This window comes from Pseudomonas sp. C 49-2 (genome assembly GCF_003970195.1).
Lineage (GTDB): Bacteria > Pseudomonadota > Gammaproteobacteria > Pseudomonadales > Pseudomonadaceae > Aquipseudomonas > Aquipseudomonas canadensis.
In genome coordinates this window covers 15,671-36,109 of record NZ_RXYG01000012.1, presented here as the reverse complement: position 1 = coordinate 36,109, position 20,439 = coordinate 15,671, and the positions used below count along the sequence as shown (strand labels likewise).

The following is a 20,439-nucleotide window of genomic DNA, read 5'->3' as shown; positions in this document are numbered from 1 at the left end:
ATGGGTCACCTTACGCGGCCTGAGTTCATCAAAAATAGCCTGGGAGCGGCGGGAGTTGGTCTGATATCGACATGGGACCTCATCTGACGGCGGAATCAGAACCTGGCTACTTAACAGATCACCGGTTACGCACGGACATACCTGCGAAGCCTCAGCACAATCGAACCCCCACGGATAGATGAGGGCACTGTGCATCCAAATAAGAACCCTTATGAGTTAAACCTCCGCCCTGACTGTCACTTTCGCCAATCGCTTTTATATACATATAAAGTATGCATAATGAGGACTTTCAGGATTCAATATGACAAGGCAAAAAGCATTGCAAATCAGCAGAAGCACAAAGGCGTCAGCCTTGCCGACGCGGAATCGGTGTTCTACGACGAAGCGGCTCTGACCATTCAAGACAATGATCACGACGAGGAGCGATGGGTAATCATGGGTACTGGTACAAAAGGAAGGGTCTTAGTGGTGGCCTACACCTATGGTGACCCAAACTTCGTACGCATTATCAGTGCCAGGCTCGCATCCAAAAATGAAAGACACCAGTATCTGGAGGCTTGAACCATGCAAGACGAATACAATTTCAGTACTGGCAAACGCGGCGCGGTTGCCAGTACCAAGGGCAAGACCCGCATCACGATCATGTTAGATGATGCAGTAATTGAAGCCGCCCGCGAGCGTGCGGAAAATGCCGGTACGGGCTATCAAACAGTGATCAATAATCTGTTGCGCCAGGCGCTGCTCCCCCAAGGCACGCATAACCTCACGCCTGCATCGACGAAAAAGACCAAAACCCTACAAATAATTAACGATGGCATTGGGCCTGGCGAGGTCGAAGCACTGGAACAGCAGTTGATAGCGCTCGCTGGCGAGTTGAATCGAGTGCTTGGCACACCCAAACTGACCAAGTCAAAAGCCAAACCCAATCAGTGAAGGTATTCCTGTGCCTACATGCTCGATAAACATTATCCGCCAAGCCACACCCGACGACGTGCGTGCCCTGATCGAACTGGACGCCTACGCAACCGCCCACACCCCTCGCCGCGTGTTCATCCATGACGCCGTGGTTCGCCAACAATGCCTGGTTGCCGTCGACACCGCTGGCCGATGCGCCGGTTACCTGGTGCTGACCCATGACTTTTTCGATCATGGCTTTGTGGCGCTGGTCGTCGTGTCGCCGGCGCATCAGCGTCAAGGTGTGGCGCTGCGGTTGCTGGCGGCGGCGCAGGCGGCATGCAAGACGCCCAAGCTGTTTGCTTCGACCAATGCGTCAAACACCGCAGCCCAGGCGCTGTTTGCAAAGGCTGGATTCGTGCCGAGCGGGCAGATCGACAACCTGGACGACCACGACGCTGAGCAGGTGTATGTGAAATTCATCCAACCCCTGTGATTGTGTTTCCCATCGGCTCCACGCCCCCTCCATCGAACCTCCCGTAAAACTCCACCCCCCTTGTGCACACTGGCGCCTCCCAAAACAGCGACAACGCTTTAGAGGTCTCCATGCTCCGAACTCTTGCGACTAGCCTCCTGCTGATGTCGGCGCCCCCGGCGATTGCAACGCCGCTCACGGCCGAACAGCTTTCGGCCATCGACCGTTATGTAACCTCGCAAATGGCCCGACAGCAGTTGCCGGGGCTTGCCCTCGGTGTGTATCGAAACGGCCACACCGTATTCGCCAAAGGCTATGGACTGGCGAATGTGGAACTCAACGTGCCCATGAGCGCGGACAGCGTTTTGCAATCCGGCTCGGTGGGCAAGTCCTTTACCGCAACGGCCGTCATGATGCTGGTGGAACAAGGCAGGGTTGGCCTGGATGACAGCATCCGGCAGTATTTTCCCGAAGCGCCGGCCAGTTGGGCGCCAATTACAGTAGCCAACCTTCTGTCCCACACGTCCGGGCTGTCGGCCTATGACACGCCTGAGCTGCAAAAGCCCGGCGCACCGCTGGATATCCGCCAGGACTTTACCGACGCACAACTGACGGCGGCCATTGCCAAACTGCCGGTCAACTTCAAGGCGGGCGAAGGCTGGACGTACGAAAACACCAACTTCGTGTTGCTCGGTATCCTGATCCATCGCGCCAGCGGGCAGCCCTATGGCGAGTTTCTCCAGCAACGTATTTTCACACCGTTGGGCATGACCTCGTCGCGCGTCATCTCAGACCTAGACCTTGTGCCCAACCGTGTCTCGGGCTACGAAAAGGTGGACGGTGTGTTGAGGAACCAGGAATGGGTCTCGCCGACGTTCAACGCTACCGCAGACGGCACGCTCTACTTCACCGTGCGCGACCTGGAGCGCTGGGACCGTGCCCTTTACGATGAAACTCTGCTGAAAAAAGCCTCACTGAGAAAAATGTGGACGCCCTACCCCTACGCCGGCAAACAGCGTGCGCAAGGCTATGGTTTCGGATGGGAAATTCGCACGATCAACGGGCACCCCGTGGTCGAGCACGGCGGCTCCTGGCAAGGCTTTACCTCGTCTATCTCGCGCTACCTCGACGACAGGCTGACGGTGGTGGTGCTGACCAACCTGGATGCCGAGCACAGCTACCCGGAAGTCATCGGGCGTGGCGTGGCGGGCTTGATCGAGCCTGGCTTAAATGAGCATGGCCGGAAAAAAACTGCCCTCTCCATCATTCCTCCACAAAACCTCCCATGAATGCGCACGTTGGCTGTGCACAATCAGGTTCATCACAGTGCCCCATCGAGCGGGTCACGCGGAGAGCCCAATGATTCCAGCCCTGTACGTCGCAAAAACCGGCTTGTCGGCCCAGGACACCCAGCTGACGACCATTTCCAATAACCTGGCGAACGTCTCGACCACCGGTTTCAAACGCGATCGTGCCGAGTTCCAGGATTTGCTCTATCAAATCAAGCGCCAGCCGGGCGCGCAATCGACGCAAGACAGTGCGTTGCCGTCGGGCCTGCAACTCGGCACCGGCGTGCAGATCGTCGGTACCCAGAAGAACTTCAGCGCCGGCAGCCTGCAGACCACCGGGCAACCGCTGGACCTGGCCGTGAATGGCCGGGGGTTTTTCCAGGTGCTGCAGCCGGACGGCACCATCGGCTATACCCGTGACGGCACCTTTCATCTGAACGCCAATGGCCAGGTGGTCACCGCCAGCGGATTCGCCCTGGAGCCGGCCGTTGTGGTGCCGGACAACGCCAAGACCTTCACCGTCGGCCAGGACGGCACGGTGTCCATCACTGTGGCCGGCAACCCCGCGACGCAAGTCATCGGCAACCTGCAGACCGCCGACTTCATCAACCCGGCTGGTTTGCAGGCAATCGGCGGCAACCTGTTCCTGGAAACCGCGTCCAGTGGAGCGCCCCAAGTCGGCACGCCGGGGCTCAACGGCTTTGGCAGCACGTTGCAGCGCTCCCTGGAGACTTCGAACGTGAGCACGGTAGAAGAGATGGTCAACATGATCACCACGCAACGGGCCTATGAGATGAATTCCAAAGTGATTTCCACCGCCAACCAGATGTTGGGCGCCCTCACCCAGAAGCTATGATCAACACATAACAGCGTGGACCATGGAACGGCAATCACGACAAGGCCTATTCACCGAGCAGACTATGAACGATTACCCCGCCGCATCGACACCCCGGCCCAACAGCATCCGAGAGAACCAGGCTTTGGTGCTGATCGCGGAAGACGAGCCCGAGATTGCGGATATCCTGATCGCCTATCTCAAGCGCAGCGGCTTTCGCACCGCCCACGCCCTTGATGGCCGGCGTGCGCTGGAGCTGCACCTGAGCCTCAAGCCAGACCTGATGCTGCTGGATGTGCTGATGCCCCATGTCGATGGCTGGCAAGTCCTGGCCGAAGTGCGCCATCGCGGCAACACGCCGGTGATCATGCTGACCGCACAGGACCAGGACATGGACAAGTTGATGGGTTTGCGTATCGGTGCCGATGATTACATCGTCAAGCCGTTCAACCCGGCCGAGGTGGTGGCACGTACCCAGGCGGTTCTGCGGCGCTCCGTCAACTACAAATCCGGCGTCAGCGCCAGCGTGTTGCGAGTGGATGGGTTTGAAATCGATATCGAAAGCCATCAGGTCACGGTGAACATCGAAGGCAACACGTTGCCGCTGCTGCTGACCGTCACCGAGTTCAGATTGCTGGCGCAGTTGGCCCGAGCGCCGAAACGCGTGTTCAGCCGCGCAGAATTGTTGTCACTGTGCTCGCCGGAGAGCGACAGCCTGGAACGCACGGTCGACAGCCATATCAGTAAGTTGCGCCGCAAGATCGAAGACCTCGGGCTGCAAGGCGTGCCGGCGAGCATTCGCGGGGTGGGTTATCGGTTCGGGAGTGGCGCGTGAAACTATTCAATGGCTTGAGCCGCCAGATCATCTTGTCCATGTCGGTCGTGGTGCTGTGCGTGATCGCCTTGGCGGTGATCGGCTCCTATGTGTTCTACGCCCTGCTCTGGACCTACTGGCCGCTTACGGACGAGCAGGTCGACGAGTGGATGCCGGCCAATGCCGAATGGGCGTGGATGGGCTTGACCACCTGCGTCAGCCTGGCGGTAGGCGCACTCGTGGCCACCAAGTTATCCCGTCGCATCCTGATGCCCTTGAATTCTGTGGCCGAAAACCTGCGCAAACTGGCGGACGGCGACCTCGATGTGCAGGCCGTGGCCAGCGACGAGTCCATCGGTGAGGCGGCTATTTTGGTGAATGACTTCAACAGCATGGCCCAACGTTTGAAACGCATGGCGCAGGAGCAGGCGTTCTGGAACGCGGCGATTGCCCACGAACTGCGCACGCCGCTGACCATCTTGCGGGGTCGCCTGCAAGGTTTGGCCGAGGGCGTATTCGAGCCGGACACGGCGCAGTTCTACAGCCTGCTCGGGCAGGTCGAAGGGCTGGCGCGGATGATCGAGGACCTGCGCGTGGTGGGTCTGGGTGACAGCGGCTACCTCGACATCAACGTGCAAGAGGCCGACCTCGCCGCAGGGGTTGAGGACGATGTGCGGCTGTTCGAACCGAGCCTGGCCGCTGCTGGTTTTACCCTGCAACTGGACCTGCAACGCCGCATTCTGCGCTGCGATCCCGCGCGTATCCGCCAGGCCTTGCTGGCCCTGCTGGACAACGTGCGTCGGCACGCGACACCGGGCAACGTCAACGTGCACCTGAGCACGCGTGATGGCGTTCATTACCTGAGGGTACGCGACGACGGCCCTGGCATTGATGAGGACTTTGCGACGCACCTTTTCGAAGCCTTTCAGCGCGGCGAAAACTCTCGCTCACGCGCCCAGGGTGGCAGTGGCTTGGGCCTGGCGGTGGTGCGTGCGATTGCCATTGCCCATGGCGGCGCGGTGACGTGTCGAAAAATGGAAAACGGCGGAACGCTGTTTGAACTCAGCTGGAACCTTTGAGTAAACCAGGCCCCGCCATGTGCATCTTTTCCATGATGTTCAAAAAAAACCAACGCTATCGATGCTTTGTCTTATTGAACGCCGAGCATGTTTGCATTGCGTTCAAAAGCTGCGTTGCAACGCCTCAAAACGGGCATTGGATAGAAGTTGAACGCATCAACCTGTCGTGGCTGGGGCATCCCGTCCCCAGCCGTGCCCGGATAACTTAACGAGTGTGAACATGAGCCCTTCCCTATCACTCCTCGAAGAGTCGCTGCGACTGCACACGGCCCGCCTGAAACGGCTGCAACGGTTCTGGGTGCCGCTGCAACAGCGCGCGCCCAAGTGGGTGCTGGCGCTGTGGATCATCGGCGTTTTCGGGTCACTGGCGACGCAATGCTGGTGCCACTGGTTCGTGACCGCGCCGCTGATCTGCGTGTTGATCGTCGCAGAAATCGTGATCGACGAGGCGCAGATGACACTTCAGTTGCGCACCGATGCCGTTCGCGATTCGCTGCGAGCAGCGCGTGGCGGCTATTCATATGCCTGATATCGTGGTGAGCGGGCTTGCCCCGCTCACCACAATAAGCCCGCTCACCAAAATCGCTCGGAAACCTTGAGCAGAAGGCTATGCCTACCGGGCAACCAATCCCGGATTGAACATCCCCTCAAAACGCACCTTGTTCGCCGCGTAATACGCCGCCACCGCCTTGTCTGCCGTACTCTCCCGCGCCTGCATCATCAGCGCTTCGAGGTCGGCCTGAGGGATCGAGAAATGCGCAAAGAAGTACGCCACCTCGGGGTGTTCCTGGCTGAAGCCTTTACGGGCCATGGCGTGGATCTGCTCCGCGCCGCCGAAAACCTGCTTGGGATCATCCAGATAGCGCAGCGACCATTTGGAGAACATCCAGTGCGGGCTCCAGGCGTTGACCAATGACCACTTGTCGCGCTTGAGATTGCGGTCCAGCTCGTTGAGCATGCCGCTTTCCGAAGACCCCACCAGTTTGTAGCCCGTCAGCTTGTAATCCTCAATCGCCTTGACGGTGAGCTTGTACTGGCCGTTGCCGACTTCGGAGGTAAAGATCTTGCCGTCGAACTTCTCGCGGATCCCGGGTTTGTTCAGGTCTTCCACGCTGGAGACTTCCGCGACCGGCACCGAAGTGGGTACAGCCATGCCGATTCGCCCTTCATACAGCACGCCAAGATCTTCAAGCCGGTCCTTGTACTTGTCGTAGAACGCCTTGTGAGTGCTGGGCAGCCAGACCATCGGGATCAGGTCGATATTGCCGTTGGCCAGCGCCTGGAACTGGATGCCGATGTCGGCCATCACCAGCTTGACCGGTTGCTTGAGATGTTCCTGCAAGGCCGTACTGGCGAGCTTGACGGTGATTTCCGTGTCGGACCAGTTCACCCAACCGATGCGGACCGGTGGTTTCTCCTCTGCGTGGGTCACCGCCGCACTGGCGCCCAGCGCAAGGCCGAACAGGTAGGCACAGGCTTTTTTCCGACAGTGCACATGAGCATTCATCAGACGTCCTCCTAAGGGATGACGCCGATCTTAGCGACGACTTCAGCGCATCGCAATAAAAATGTACATGCATGTAGAGCATTATTGACACACATGTACATTTATCCTAATTTCAGATCGCCGAGCCTGATGATGCCCACTACGGAGCACAGAATAATGTCCAGCGATCCCCTGCTGCAGCCCTACAAAATCAAGCACCTGACCCTGCGCAATCGGATCATGACCACGGCCCACGAACCGGCCTATCCGGTGGACGGCATGCCGCAGGCGTTGTACCGCGCCTACCACGTCGAACGCGCCAAGGCCGGCGTGGCCTTGACCATGACTGCAGGCTCCGCCGCCGTATCGCGGGACAGCCCGCCGGTGTTCAATAATGTGCTGGCGTACAAAGATGAAGTGGTTGGCTGGTTGAAAGACCTGACCGATGAGTGCCACGAACACGGTGCGGCGGTGATGATCCAGCTGACGCACCTGGGCCGGCGCACACGCTGGGACAAGGCCGACTGGCTGCCGGTGGTCTCGCCGTCACACCGTCGTGAAGCGTCACACCGCTCCTTCCCGAAGAAGATGGAAGACTGGGACATCGAGCGGATCATCAAGGACTACGTCGACGCCGCCGAGCGCATGAAAGCCGCCGGGTTGGATGGCCTGGAACTGCAAGCCTACGGCCATTTGATGGACCAGTTCTGGTCACCGCTGACCAACGAACTGGACGGCCCTTACGGTGGTTCGTTGGAAAACCGCATGCGCTTTACCTTCGACGTCCTGCGCGGCATTCGCCAGCGCGTCGGTGAAGAATTCCTGCTAGGCGTGCGCTACACCGGCGACGAAACCGTGCCGGGTGGATTCACCGCCAGCGAAGGCCTGCAGGTTTCGCACATGCTCAAGGACAGTGGGCTGGTGGACTTTCTCAACGTGGTACGTGGGCATATCGATACCGACGCAGGGCTGACCGACGTGATTCCGATCCAGGGCATGCGCAACTCGCCGCACCTGGATTTTGCCGGCGAAATCCGTGCGGCCACCGGCTTCCCCACCTTCCATGCGGCGAAAATCCCGGACGTCGCCACCGCGCGCTACGCCATTGCGTCGGGCAAGGTGGACATGGTCGGCATGACCCGCGCCCATATGACCGACCCGCATATCGTGCGCAAGATCATCGAGCGCCGTGAAGAAGACATCCGCCCCTGCGTCGGCGCCAACTACTGCCTGGACCGCATCTACCAGGGCGGCGCCGCCTACTGTATCCACAACGCGGCCACCGGCCGTGAAACCAGCATGCCCCATGACATTCCCAAGGCAGCGGTGAAGCGCAAAGTGCTGATCATCGGCACGGGTCCGGCCGGGCTGGAAGCGGCCAGGGTTGCCGGCGAGCGCGGGCATGATGTGACAGTAATGGAAGCGGCGGACCAGCCCGGCGGGCAAATCCGCCTGACCGCCCTGAGTGAGCGGCGCCGCGAGATGATCGGCATCATCGACTGGCGCATGGCCCAGTGCGAACGCCTTGGTGTGAAATTCCACTTCAACACCTGGGCCGAGGCCGAGACGGTGCTGGCCCATGAGCCGGACGTGGTGATCGTCGCTACCGGCGGCATGCCGCACACAGAGGTGCTGGCTCAGGGCAATGAATGGGTGGTGTCGACCTGGGACATTATTTCCGGCGACGTCAAACCGGAGCGCCATGTGTTGATCTTCGACGATGCCGGCGACCATGCCGCGCTGCAAGCCGCCGAGGTGATTGCGCAAAGTGGCGCCAGCGTCGAAATCGTCACCCCGGACCGTGCGTTCGCCCCTGAAGTCATGGCCATGAACCTGGTGCCCTACATGCGCAGCCTGCAGGACCTGGATGTGACCTTTACCGTGACCTATCGGGTCGAGTCGGTGGAGAAACGCGACGGTCGCTTGCTCGCCCGCTTTGGCAGTGACTACGGCGCGGTGCACAAGCAACGGGTGGTCGACCAGGTGGTGGTCAACCATGGCACGATTCCCCTGGATGACCTGTACTTCGACTTGCGCAAGCATTCCAGTAATGGCGGCGCGGTTGAGCAGCAGGACTTGATTGCAGGGAACGCGCAGAACATCGTGACCAACCCTGAAGGTTGCTTCCAACTGTTCCGGATCGGCGATGCAGTGGCCGCACGCAATACCCATGCGGCGATCTACGATGCGTTGCGGTTGGTCAAGGACCTTTAAAAACGCTCAAACACCCCCGGTGTGGTTTCGGCATAGCCAAACGCCCCATAGAAGCGGTCCAGTTCGCGCCGCTTCAAGGCCTTGCCGGTGAACACGCTGACATACTGGGGAATACGCCGGAACCGCACCACCACCTCTTCGGTGGTGTTCATCGAGATATAGCCGATCTGCGTCAGGTAGATGGTCCGCGCACGCACATCAGCCGCCTCTTCATCGTAGCCAAAACGTCGGAACATCCCGGTCAGGGCATTGATGCGGGTGTCATCAGCCTGCGCGATTTCTGCCGCGACTTCCGCCGATTGCATCGCCCAACTGCGTACGGCAAATTCGAATTGTGAGTCGAACAGCTCCGGGTTCAACCAGCACTCGAAGACGTTGAGAATAGCCTCGGAAATACTCTCGGCATAGCGGTCGCACTGGTGCACCAGGTTGCCGGTGTTCTTGTCGCGCCATCGGGTCAACAACGCAGCAAGCAGTTGCTCCCGATCTTCGAAAAACCAATAGAAACTGGTGCGTGACAAGCCAAGCTGCTTGGCCAGGGGCATCACGCGCACGGCGTCGATACCGGACTCTTTCAGGGCCGCGTAGGCGGCGTCCAGCCACACATCGACCGAGCCGCGCCAGCCTGTGTCCTGGTTCTTGCCTCGCGGTTTTGCGGGTTGCGACATCCTTGGGTCACCTTTACCTGGGAATTGCCGGTCACTCTACACGCCCAAGCAGGACAGCGCACAGAGAGTGTACAGCGACGTACATTTCACCCTTGGCCACCGCGCTCAACGCCACTCAACTCGGCTGCGGATGAAGACTTGATCCAGCGGGTGATCAATGCCAGGGAGCCGGGCGCATAAGCATGACGCCCCAGCCCTGCGAACAGATACTCTTTCCATACGGGCCACTGCGTTACCAATTGATAATTGAACAGGCTAGCCCTTAACAAGCTGTGAGTGGCGTCGGGGATCACTACCGTTTGTCTTTGCCTGACGCCTGCAAATAGATCCCGGTAGAGACGCGAGTCCTCGGCAGTATCGACGTTCAAGTCCAGCGCACCCCAGATCGCCAATACCGGCCCCCTCGTGGTCTTCAATGCCGCCGTCACATCTTCGTTGTAGTTTTTCTGGACGAAGTTGAAATGGGCCGCGTCCATGCGGGGAAAAAGGTCAGGGTTGTAGGTTTGATCCGACGCGCCGAAAACCCGGTCGTTCTTCGCATATTCGGCCTTCACGGCTGCGTCGATTTCATCCTGGGTCCGCCCTTCATCTGCCATTCGTACCCGCGTGTAGTACATGCCTTGTCGGCGCCAGTTCACGGCTGCGCCGACAATCACCGAAAAGCCGGGATCTCCTTCACTGGCGGCGCGTGGAATCACCCAGCCGCCTTGGGAAAAACCCAGAAACCCGACCTTATCGGCTACAACGCCCTTTTGCTCGCGCACCAGGGCAAGTGCAGCCAGGGCTTCCGTGGCTCGATCTGACATCGACTGGTTGAGCCAATTCCCCGTGCTCTGTCCGACCCCCTGTTTGTCCCACGTGAAAACGCCTATTCCGGCGTCGAGCAAACTGTTGATGAGCGGGAAATAGCCGTCGGACGCAAAACGGTCCATGGGCCCATCCCCATGAATGATCAGGACGATGGGCCCCGCTTGCACATCGGGAGGCAATGCCAGCGTCCCAACCAACTGCGCCCCTCCTGAGCGAAACGTCAGCGTCGAAACCCGGGCATTGCTGAACGCCATATCGGACAGATTCTGCAGAATGAAAACAGTCAAGCCCAGCAGCACTGCGCAGATTCCCGCGACGACAAACATCACAAACTTCTTATGCATCCTGATCGCTACCCTGTCTATCGGCCGAGCCTCAGGGGCATGCGACCCAGCTGTTCATGCGGTCAATAAAACTCATCCAGCAAACAGTAGAACGCTATGCGTCGATGATCCGGCTCCACGCCATAGGCCCTGAAAAACGGAGCGACCCAGGCGGCTCCACAGTTACGTTCAATACTTCGGGCTGCCAGCGCAAGATCCTGATAGATGTCACTGATACCGAGCCGACCGCAGTCGATGTAGCCGGTAAAACGGCTGCCTTCCATCATGAAGTTGGGCAGGCAGGCATCGCCGTGGGTGACCGCAAGATCTTGGACCTTGGGACGTGACGCCAACAATTCTGCAAAGGCATCGGCGGCAGTCCGGCCTGTTCGATCATCGTCAAAATCGTCCTCGTCAACGAGGCCAGCAAGCATTCGGCTCCTGGCGATGTCTATGCGCTGCTCCAACGAGTGATCAAAGGGACATAGCTCAACAGGCACCTGATGCAGCGCGCGCAAGGCCGTTGCGAGGATGCTGATGAGTTCGGTTGGAGATACGCTGGCGCAATCGGACAGATCCTTTCCGGGAACAGCCGTCATCAGCAACCAATGCCGATCACTTTCCGTCGTGGCATCAAGCACTGTCGGCCCAGGCAAGTTCAGCCCGTTCATCCAACCCAGTCGCTCAATCTCTTGCGGCAGCTCGCTGTGTACGCCAATAGGCTCGGCCTTCACGAACAGGTCCTGCGCATCGGCACCGCGGACGCGAAAAACCTCGGCCCCGGATTCGCCAACCATTTGGCGCTCGATCGTCGCCCCATCGAACTGCCGGGACCACTGGGAAGGAAATTTCATCAGCGCTTTACTCTCTTATCAACAAAAGCAGCCATCGTCATTACCAGCCCCCCTTCCTTGCGAGGCAACATTCTTCACCAGCATCGATAAGACAGGAATTCAGGTATCGGCTCATGGGCCGACTCCAGGTGGTGAGTGATGGGGTTGAAGAAAAGCGTACCCGGTATGAGGCAGACGGCAGCACCCGGTTTGCTGTTCTAAAGAAAACGCAAATTAGCACTTTGTTTTTTGGATAATCCACACGCTAAAGGTAAAGAGTTGTGAAAGAGTTCCCCTCGGTTTCACATCCCGCGTGGAGCCTCACGCGTATCGGGAGCAAGCAGGCTCACTGCCCAATCATGCTACTGACCTTCAATTGTCCTTTAGCGTCGCTGCACGCCCTACCCCAACTCACGCTTGAGCTGCTCTCGATCCAACGCCCCATCCCAGCGTGCAATAAACAGCGTGGCAACGCCGTTGCCGATCACGTTGATCAGCGCGCCGCCTTCCGAGATAAATCGGTAAACGCCCAACACCAGCACCAACCCCGCCGCAGGAATTACATCGATCGAACCGAGGGTAGCGGCCAGGGTAATGAACGCGCCGCCGGTCACACTCGCCGCGCCTTTGGAGGTCAGCAGCAGGATCAACAGCAAGGTCACTTGGTGATACAGCGACACATCGAGGTCCAGTGCCTGGGCAATGAAGATCGCCAGCACTGTCATGTTGATGCAGCTGCCGTCCAGGTTGAAGCAATAACCTGCCGACGATCCAGCGCTCGACGTTGCTGGCTGAACAGTCCAACTACCCAAGTGAGCAAGCCCTGAAACTGGCCACCAGGGACCTCACCAACCCGGCGCTGCAAGTACGTGAGAGCGCGGTACAGGCTGCATTAAACTGGGCGATTCAGATGGCGTGCGGAAGCGGCCTCGACAGGTAAGTCGATGTCCACTCCTAACGAGTGTCATAGACGATTGTTCTCGAACGACTTCGCAAGAAAATCAATCAGTGCGCGTACCGAGGGAAGCAGCCCTCTGCGTGAAGGAAATACCGCAGTGATAACACCTTCAGCGGGCTCCCACGGCTCTAATAGTCGGAGCAAACGCCCATCGGCCAACTCCTGGCTGATCGTCGCGTGTGGCAACACGGCTATGCCGACGCCTTCAAGGATTGCGCTTTTTAATACGGCAATGTCGTCGCTGACAAGGCGTGGGAAATGGCTGATCAAAACCGTTTCACTGCTCGGACCAGTGAGTTGCCAACTGTAGTTAGCCCCCAGCAATAGCCTGGCTTATCTAGTCCGGGCATGCCGGATGGCGAATTCTGAGAGAGGCATGGTGAGCTCCTGTAAGAGAATCAGCACCTGATGCTCACCTGAAGGCCTGAGAGGACCCAGCAACAATACGAATTCGGGTCTGTCCGTAATGTTGTTCTTAATCCTGTACTTGTTCGTACTGGATTACCCTGGCCTTCAGTAGCTTTTCGCAGAAACGAAAAAAGACGCCTAAGTCTGTATTCCGTAAATCATAGGCAAAAAAAGCCACTCGATTGAGTGGCTTTTTTTTTGTATTTTGAGCGGGAAACGAGACTGACATTCCCGCGCTATCTCCCTGAAACAATTGATGTTTTTTTGCACATTCGTCGTTTCGATGTGCGCAACTATGTACTCATTTGTGGAGGCTGGCAAGCCGCTGAGCAGCCACTTCTGCTTCGAGTGTCAGCCGTGTCCGAGATCCCCGTGTGGCATCGCCGACAGCGGCTTCTGAAAAACACGCGAGAGGCAACAAAGCCCAGGCCTGGGCAGACCAAATGCGCTATCTAGGAGGAGTCTCCGTGCTCGGCCAAAGCCTACGCGCACGCATGTTGCCTGCCCCCACAAGGCCACTCCCCCATCACTGCGCTCACCCAAGCAAGCTGAGAAACAGCTTGTGATCCAGCGGTGGCGTCACCGAAGCATAGATCACCTTCACCACTGCTTCGTCGCTGGCGCCGGCTTCGCGCACCAGATCTTTTTGCAGCAGGAAGCGTTGGCTGGCCAGTTTCAGATGGGCGACGCGGTAGGCGCTGTCCAGCGCATCCATATCGGCATAGTGAAAGTGCGCATACCAAAGCACAGTCGGTGAGTTCTTCTCGCGAACAGCAAACTCAGCAACGTAATCGCCGCTGGCAGTGAGCTCTCGTCGGTGAACCAGGTTGATATCGACCTTTCGGTGGGTCCACAGGTAGTCGACGTTTTCCTGGGTCGGACGCTGTGCCTTGTAGCCTTTGCTGCAATAGTCGTGCGCCGCTTCGAGCATGTCAGCAACCTTGGTTCGATAGTCGTCCAGCAACGACACCACACCAGGCTTGGCAGCATGGGCGACCTCGATTTCGTCAATAATGCCGCTCAGTTTTCCGGCCTGCTGTGTCAGCATAATGTCCCAATCCATCGGGTTGACGTGCTCGCGACGTGTCGGGTCTTGCAGCTTTTTCATCTGGAAGTGGATGGAGCGTTCGATGTGTGTTCTTTGCTCCATCAGTTGATTGGCAGCGATCTTCAAATTGGCCAAGGAGCGCCTGACAGGTGCAGGTGCTGGCCTTACAGGGCCGGCAACGACCAGCTCCTTCCAGCCCCCTTCAGTGGGGTGCTCGATAAAACTGGCGACCCGCTGCTGGGTGAAGGGATCACGAATATCCATGATGGCTTCCGGTTCGTCGGGTTGCGCCGCCCGAACATCACCGATCAATGTGCCACGTTTCTGGGTCCTGAACACACGATGAGTGGAACGCTTAGGCTCTCGAAGTGTGAGCGCACGCGTGGGCAGTGCCACCCCTTCCTCCTCACGAATCATTTGCGCCAGGTCTGACTCGGCACTACTACGGGCTTGGTCCAGCCGTTCCAGAAAGCGTGCCTGATATAGAGGACGGCTCAGCCCAGGATCAAGCTCATGCAGTGAGCCAGAGGCACGCGCAAGGGCGCCATACTGGTTGATCAACGTCGTCAGCACCGCCTTGCGCTCGCTGACAGAAAAATGTGAATACGTCCTCAACGCAATGTGAGAAGAGGTCGCCAATCGCAGGTTCTGTTCGTTGAGCAACTGGCAAAAATGATGGACATAGGGTGCGTCCGTCAGCTTGAGCCGATCGATACTCAGCGTCCTGAGGAGGTAGAGGTTGTTGAGGACAACGTTAAACGGGTCGGCCATTTCCTGGGTGGGCAGTGATTTCACGAACGCCCGGCTCTCGCCCAGGCCCCGCGCAGAGTCCCGCGCGTGTTCATTCAGCGTGGCATCCAGCGCATAGGTGTCTTGTAGCAGTTGCTCGTCCCATTCACTTATATCCGCCAGGCGGGTGATCAAATCCTGATAGGCCTCGGGAGTACGTGCCACTACCTGCTTGTCGATACGCCGGGTGATTTCCCCCAGAGACTCACCTCGGAGTGAGAACTCACTGTCCATGGCCAACGCCAAGTGCTGGTTATGGATGAGCAATTGGGTGGCACTGATGGCGCCATATTCGGTGGACCGTTCTTTCTCAAACTCACTGGTTTCGAGTGCGGCCTCTACCGGCTTGATGGCCTTGATCACCGCGCGGCGCGCATCCATCAAGAGAGTGGCCTGTGAAACAAACACCTCCAGTGCGCTGTTGAGTGATTGACGCAGTGCCTGGCAGTTGGCTTGTTCGTCTTCGTGCTGTTTTTTCAGGAAAGCGACTTTTCGTTCATCGGTATTTTGCTCAAGCAGAGTCCACCAATTTCTGAGCTTCTTTCTGGCCGAAAGATAAAGGCCCCGTTGAACTTTGAGGTTATCAAAACGCGCAGTCATAACATCTGCTACCCGTGCGGTTTCCAGATCAAGCCGGTTCTGTTCGGCTTTCATTTTCCTCTTTGCAGCGCGGTTTTTCTGTTGTTGTTCCTTGATTTTGTCACCCGGAGCACCACCCCGAAGCTTCGGTGCAAGGTCCAAAGTCCAGCGGCCGCTGCTATTGCTCTTCAACCATGGCCCGGTGCGTGATGGGTCGAGAGCATCAACGATAAACACACGACTCGACTCTCGGCTTACGCGGTACAGGTCATTGCCGACCAAGGCGTGCAAACCGCCCTCAAGGCGGTAAAGACCTTGGAGCGGCCCGGTCATAATCGGCATCGGCAGAGCGGCGGGACGAGGGACCTTGAAGCTCTCGACATGAGCGCGCTGGCTGGTACTGAGGTGGTTCAAAGCGTTAGAAAAGGCAAAATCGAGGGCCGTTCGACCGTCAGCAATCGGCACATCAGGCAACGCGACGGTGGCGGCCCCACGCCTGACACTGACGGGTAGCGTCCCCATAGGACGACGCAAGGGGGCCAACGCCAATGCAGTATTGCGTGGATTGGCGGCGATTAAGGATTGCCTTGGTACCGCGCTGGAGTTGGCATGCATCAGTGCCAGGCTGAGACTGCTCAACAAGTCGATCCAGGCCAGCTCTCGGGCAAGCGGATCGTTACTTTCCAGGGCGGGAATGTCCTGGTTCAGGCTTTGAGTCAGCATCAGCAACCAGGCGATCGACATCGCAGAGCCCTGCAGCAAGGGCAGTAGCAAGGTATTGAGCAATATCCCTCCGCCCTCCAGCAGCAGCGCCCAGCGGCTTTCGGCATTGGACACCGAGTCGCGGTCAGCCAGGTCGACCAGCGCCCGTGCATGCTCGCCAAATAGATAAGGCAGCAGTTGGTTATTGCGCAGGTTCTGCAACAACGCCTCGCTGCCCTCGTCTGCCGCCAAGGTCGCGGGGTCGGGAGTCTCCAGGCTGTCGAACTCCGAGCCTAGGCCGAAACGGAGGATATGCGGTTCAGTAAAACCACCGTTGGCGTAGACCGGCCGGGCTGTTTCGTTGAGCCACATCAGCACGCTATCCTGCAACGCGCCGGGCTGTGCGATCGCTGTAAGCAATGCCTCTCGACTCGAGTACTGAATCAACAGTTGGGGGTACAACGGACGATAAAGAATGACCGGACCTGGCTGAAAATCCTGCGCTTCGATCAAGAACATGTTGTGGACCTTATCCGGCTGAGCGCCAGGCTGGCGCAGCAGGGCCAGTGAACGAATGACAATGCGCTGGCCCTCTACAATTCGCTCAGCGTCACTCAGTCGCATCAGTGCCGCGACATACCGATAGCCCTGCACCGTGAAGCCCTGCTGACCACGGATAGATAACTCTAATGCCTGCAACGGTAGTTGAGCGCGCAACTGCTCGCCGAACAGCCGTTGGCGCTGCAGGGGCTCGGCGCCCTCGGACAGCAGCAAGCCCTTCAGGTACTCCGGGTAAGACTTGCCGATATCTACCCGCTGGACCAGGCCGATCAAATATTCAGGTGTAGTCCAGTCCTGAATCAACTGCCCGCCTGTGTGCCGAACGGTCATCGTGCCTTTGGGCTTGCCGACAAGATTGCTCAAAGCAAGGTCCGTCAGCGACATCGTCCTGCGCTGGATAATCCCTAAACCGCCTGGATACCCAGCGGCCACGTCGAATGCCAGTTCAAGTTCGTCAGGGTTGTAGCCGGGTGCTATCGGCTGATCGATCAGCATCTGCCTATGCAGTGCACTCGCGGCGTAGGTTCGGATGTCATCAACACCGTCCAGAAACGACTTTCCTTGGGCTTGATGCTTTGCGCTGGCAAGCTCCAGAAGATGCGTGCGGTACGCCTGGCGCTGAGCATCCGAGGCGCCTTGCAACCAGTCGGGCAGATGGGCAGCCATGCGGGCAGGAAGAACGGTTGTGGGCGGTGTCGGGGCGACAAACAAGGGTGCGGGGTCGCTTACAGCCTCATACTGCAGCTCCAGTTCATGAAGCCCCTGTTGGGACAGCAACGCGATGGCGGCCAGGTCCTCCAACTGCTGATTGAGCACGGCAGCCGCCTGAACCTCGAACACATTGCCATTGGGTTCGTAGCGTTTGCAGGTGATCTGGTCGACGAGAAATGCGCTTTGGATCTTCTGTTCCCAGTAGTGATCAAACGCATCTTGGGTAGTGAACGACTCAACGTCACCCGATAGTTGGCAGAGCAGGATCGACGAGGCGTTAACCACTAGTAAATAAGGCGATAACAATGTGAACGAGGCACCCGCACGGGTCAGCGTCGTTTCAATGACGTAGACGCGCACAGCCTCAGACTTCATCGCAACCATGCGGTCGAGTCGATCCGGATAGTCCGCCACCTGCTGGAGAATACAACGTGCCGCCTCATTGAATGATGGCGTCAGTGCCGTGTTTATCAGGTTGCTGCGCAGCAGTTCACTGAGCCAGCGCCAATGGCTCGCCCCGCCCCCCACACCTTCGTCCCAGTAGGAGATCAGCGCCTGTTGAAAAGCAGTCGGGACAATCGCAGGAAGCTCGCGGATAACTTGCTCAATCACCTCCATGTCTACTGGCGGCGCATCTACTCCTGTGGGGACCAACTGCTCCGGTGCACGGTTGGTCAGGAAGTGATCCCGTGTGTATCGCGTTGAAAAATCCAGTGAAGTGCCGTTACCAATGTGGTCGAGGGCTACCGTAAGCAGAAAACGTAAATCCCATCCACCCAGTGCATTGGGAGTGGCAAGCTTGGTGGTGACGAGGTTGAAGTCCAAGGTTGGATAGGCTTCTTTGATACCCTTTTCCAACCATTGGGCTGTGACGGATATCAAGGTGGGATGGTGGATAAACTGTGCGCCGACAGTCTTGGCGATCAGGTTATCGGGCGCAGTGATGGGTGGGCTGCTGGGCATGGAAATCGTCCTTTTTGTCCGTGAATGCTCCGAAACCCGATGTGGGGGAGCTGGGCAAAAAGAAGTACCACGCAGGTAGAGAAGACGGCTGTAACGCACTACCACAATACAGCATCCAATGCGCCACAGCCTCTGACAACTGTCACAGGCCAACCTCGGCGTCAGGTCAAGCAGTTGCATCGGTGGCAGGGAGACAGAGCTTACCTCAGCTCACCAATCCCATCACCCACATTGGACTAACGGGGTAAAGCCACGTCTTCGGCTTGAGCTCGTGCTTCAATAATTTCAATCAACTCACGATGCTTCGAAAACTCTCGTTTGAGCCAGCCACTGGGCACAAAATAATGATTGAGATACACCGCAATAGGCTGGTTTTCAGTCGTTGCCAAGACTACAACCCACTGCTCTGAGGTGTCTGCGGCCATAGCCGCCGGCACGAATACGCCCCCTTCTTCATTAACGCCGAAGGACCGACGCCATTCGGGATACCGCGTTGTCTCAAGGTTGGACACAGAAAACCAGTAAATATCGCTCATCGATTTCAACTCGCAAGTCAGTAATGACTTATGGCCCATTCGGACCATAAGGTGTTCACCATGATCATCAGTTAGCAGCCCCAGCCTCCGGCGTCCATGTTTTAAGGGAGCCACCGACTTCCTTGACTGCAACACCCACGTCATGACCGGCAAGTATCAGTTCCGCGAAGCGAAGCATGACGGAAGGCCCGACATCAAGCGCCAACGCATTAGTCATCAACTCTCGTACTGGTGTGCAAAGCTCGGCTTCGACACTTAATGCACACTCTTGACCCGTCAATTTGGCGATACGAGAGATCGCGGTTAATCCGCTGGTGTCTTCATCCACTCCAAATACATCGTCAAACAACATCCCCAAGGTGCCCGCAGGGTGCTGCTCCGGACGACTCCAGGATTTGAGTTCAAGCGATTCGCGTCGAACCTTCTCCAAGTACCGCCTGATCTTTCCGGGAATAGTCGCTGCTGCTTTCGCGCGGTTGTAGTATTGATGGTTAGCTAAGCTGGCGGCGTCTTTCACGACCTTCCATGCTACGAACCAGAGCTGAGAAACACTGAAGGTTTCCATTGCTGAGCGCAGGGTGCTTTTGATCTCATCCCACTCTTGCTCATCGAGTTCATGGTTGTACCGGTGGCACTGGTCACTCATATAACACATGACATCAGCTACAGAATAATCAAGCCATAGACTGAAGACCCCCTCTGCATCGGTGTACACCCTCTGCGACAGAGTACGGACTACCTCTTTCCCATCCCCCACTGTAGTACCTGGCGCCAAAAGATAGACCACCTGCGCAGTCTTGGACCAAATTTCATCCCCCTTCCAATAGTAGGTGCCAGGCTTTGCTTTATTGGGATCTTCAAGAATCAGACCTGTGTCTCGCAGTTGACTCACAAAATCACTGACATACCAAGGCGCCAGCCCCCTACAATCACCTACCGTAAAACCACCATTGGTCAGCCTCGGTGTAACCGCCCTATCCAACGCCAATAAAAGCAGCACCTGACTATCCGAAATCTCAGCATAATCCGCGACGTTCGAGGCCTGCCTGCGGGCATACTCTGCGAGACGCTTTTCAAGCTCTACCGCTTTCACTTTTTCAGCCTCCCGTGCTATCGCATCCAGATCCTCCTGACAGCTAATGCAAACTTTAGTAGAGCGCAGTGGCGCCTTCTTCACTTCGGACCGGCTTCGAATTTCAACCCGCTCTTCACACTGAGGACAGATCTGGTTTTCATCAAACGCCCTGCAACGTTGACGTATGAAGCCAGCAAGCGTGACGCCCTGAGGCATTTCCAGTACATCACTCAGTGCACTCACTTTCTCAAGGAATCCCCCAGAGTCATCCATTGCCCAGTAACGCTCGATCAACTCAATTTCTTTTGGGTCTTCGGTCAATATTTGTAGCTTGATTGCCATCTAGTGGGTCCTAATTTTACTCGTGATTTTTTACTCAGCATTGGCTG

At 57.6% G+C, this 20,439-nt stretch carries 18 protein-coding genes; 9 read left to right on the top strand and 9 right to left on the bottom strand.

The window, feature by feature from the left end:
* Nucleotides 1-279 precede the first annotated feature (279 nt).
* The 8 genes from EJ576_RS22445 (at nucleotide 280) to EJ576_RS22405 (ending at nucleotide 5,915) form a co-directional block, all read left to right on the top strand.
* Nucleotides 280-561 carry a BrnT family toxin gene (locus EJ576_RS22445; protein WP_126571146.1) on the top strand — a complete coding sequence of 94 codons (282 nt, stop codon included), beginning with the start codon at nucleotides 280-282 and terminating at the stop codon, nucleotides 559-561.
* A 3-nt stretch (nucleotides 562-564) separates the two neighbouring features.
* The gene (locus tag EJ576_RS22440; RefSeq protein ID WP_122724390.1) at nucleotides 565-933 is read left to right on the top strand and encodes a BrnA antitoxin family protein; all 369 of its coding nucleotides are present in this window, start codon (nucleotides 565-567) and stop codon (nucleotides 931-933) included.
* 10 nt (nucleotides 934-943) lie between these two features.
* Complete coding sequence (locus tag EJ576_RS22435; protein ID WP_126571145.1) at nucleotides 944-1,390, top strand: GNAT family N-acetyltransferase; 447 nt, start codon at nucleotides 944-946, stop codon at nucleotides 1,388-1,390.
* Between the two features lie 110 nt (nucleotides 1,391-1,500).
* On the top strand, nucleotides 1,501-2,658 hold the full coding sequence (locus tag EJ576_RS22430; RefSeq protein ID WP_126571144.1) for a serine hydrolase: 1,158 nt from the start codon (nucleotides 1,501-1,503) through the stop codon (nucleotides 2,656-2,658).
* Nucleotides 2,659-2,728: 70 nt separating this feature from the next.
* Nucleotides 2,729-3,514 (top strand): flagellar basal-body rod protein FlgG, encoded by a 786-nt coding sequence (flgG, locus tag EJ576_RS22425; protein WP_126571143.1) that lies wholly within the window; start codon nucleotides 2,729-2,731, stop codon nucleotides 3,512-3,514.
* A gap of 64 nt (nucleotides 3,515-3,578) precedes the next feature.
* Entirely contained in the window at nucleotides 3,579-4,328 is a 750-nt protein-coding gene (locus EJ576_RS22420; protein WP_122724382.1) for a response regulator, read from the top strand.
* Nucleotides 4,325-5,386 (top strand): ATP-binding protein, encoded by a 1,062-nt coding sequence (locus EJ576_RS22415; RefSeq protein WP_126571142.1) that lies wholly within the window; start codon nucleotides 4,325-4,327, stop codon nucleotides 5,384-5,386. Before EJ576_RS22420 ends, EJ576_RS22415 begins: the two co-directional genes overlap by 4 nt.
* Before the next feature lie 220 nt (nucleotides 5,387-5,606).
* Complete coding sequence (locus tag EJ576_RS22405; protein ID WP_126571140.1) at nucleotides 5,607-5,915, top strand: hypothetical protein; 309 nt, start codon at nucleotides 5,607-5,609, stop codon at nucleotides 5,913-5,915.
* 84 nt (nucleotides 5,916-5,999) lie between these two features.
* On the opposite strand, the gene EJ576_RS22400 is transcribed toward EJ576_RS22405, so the two are convergent.
* Nucleotides 6,000-6,893: a glycine betaine ABC transporter substrate-binding protein gene (locus tag EJ576_RS22400; protein WP_123474142.1), complete on the bottom strand. Its 894-nt coding sequence runs from the start codon at nucleotides 6,891-6,893 to the stop codon at nucleotides 6,000-6,002.
* Between the two features lie 156 nt (nucleotides 6,894-7,049).
* Here EJ576_RS22400 and EJ576_RS22395 point away from each other — a divergent pair, with 156 nt between their 5' ends.
* Complete coding sequence (locus tag EJ576_RS22395) at nucleotides 7,050-9,086, top strand: NADH:flavin oxidoreductase (protein WP_126571139.1); 2,037 nt, start codon at nucleotides 7,050-7,052, stop codon at nucleotides 9,084-9,086.
* On the opposite strand, the gene EJ576_RS22390 is transcribed toward EJ576_RS22395, so the two are convergent.
* The 8 genes from EJ576_RS22390 to EJ576_RS22355 all read right to left on the bottom strand — a co-directional run bounded on the left by EJ576_RS22390 (nucleotide 9,083) and on the right by EJ576_RS22355 (nucleotide 20,392).
* Nucleotides 9,083-9,754, bottom strand: coding sequence for a TetR/AcrR family transcriptional regulator (locus EJ576_RS22390; protein WP_068933995.1), 672 nt, complete (start codon nucleotides 9,752-9,754; stop codon nucleotides 9,083-9,085). The genes EJ576_RS22395 and EJ576_RS22390 overlap by 4 nt on opposite strands.
* A gap of 86 nt (nucleotides 9,755-9,840) precedes the next feature.
* Nucleotides 9,841-10,890, bottom strand: a complete 1,050-nt coding sequence (locus tag EJ576_RS22385; RefSeq protein ID WP_256656636.1) for a S9 family peptidase — start codon at nucleotides 10,888-10,890, stop codon at nucleotides 9,841-9,843.
* 80 nt (nucleotides 10,891-10,970) lie between these two features.
* The gene (locus EJ576_RS22380) at nucleotides 10,971-11,741 is read right to left on the bottom strand and encodes an APH(3') family aminoglycoside O-phosphotransferase (RefSeq protein WP_126571138.1); all 771 of its coding nucleotides are present in this window, start codon (nucleotides 11,739-11,741) and stop codon (nucleotides 10,971-10,973) included.
* Between the two features lie 380 nt (nucleotides 11,742-12,121).
* Nucleotides 12,122-12,532 (bottom strand): cation:dicarboxylate symporter family transporter, encoded by a 411-nt coding sequence (locus EJ576_RS22375; RefSeq protein ID WP_371923952.1) that lies wholly within the window; start codon nucleotides 12,530-12,532, stop codon nucleotides 12,122-12,124.
* 152 nt (nucleotides 12,533-12,684) lie between these two features.
* Nucleotides 12,685-12,948 (bottom strand): LysR substrate-binding domain-containing protein, encoded by a 264-nt coding sequence (locus EJ576_RS22370; RefSeq protein ID WP_240037309.1) that lies wholly within the window; start codon nucleotides 12,946-12,948, stop codon nucleotides 12,685-12,687.
* A 673-nt stretch (nucleotides 12,949-13,621) separates the two neighbouring features.
* A complete protein-coding gene (locus tag EJ576_RS22365) occupies nucleotides 13,622-18,439 on the bottom strand; it encodes a dermonecrotic toxin domain-containing protein (protein WP_126571137.1) in 4,818 nt (1,605 codons plus the stop codon).
* Nucleotides 18,440-18,675: 236 nt separating this feature from the next.
* The gene (locus EJ576_RS22360) at nucleotides 18,676-18,975 is read right to left on the bottom strand and encodes a hypothetical protein (RefSeq protein WP_126571136.1); all 300 of its coding nucleotides are present in this window, start codon (nucleotides 18,973-18,975) and stop codon (nucleotides 18,676-18,678) included.
* A gap of 67 nt (nucleotides 18,976-19,042) precedes the next feature.
* Nucleotides 19,043-20,392 carry a hypothetical protein gene (locus tag EJ576_RS22355; RefSeq protein WP_126571135.1) on the bottom strand — a complete coding sequence of 450 codons (1,350 nt, stop codon included), beginning with the start codon at nucleotides 20,390-20,392 and terminating at the stop codon, nucleotides 19,043-19,045.
* Between the last annotated feature and the right edge of the window lie 47 nt (nucleotides 20,393-20,439).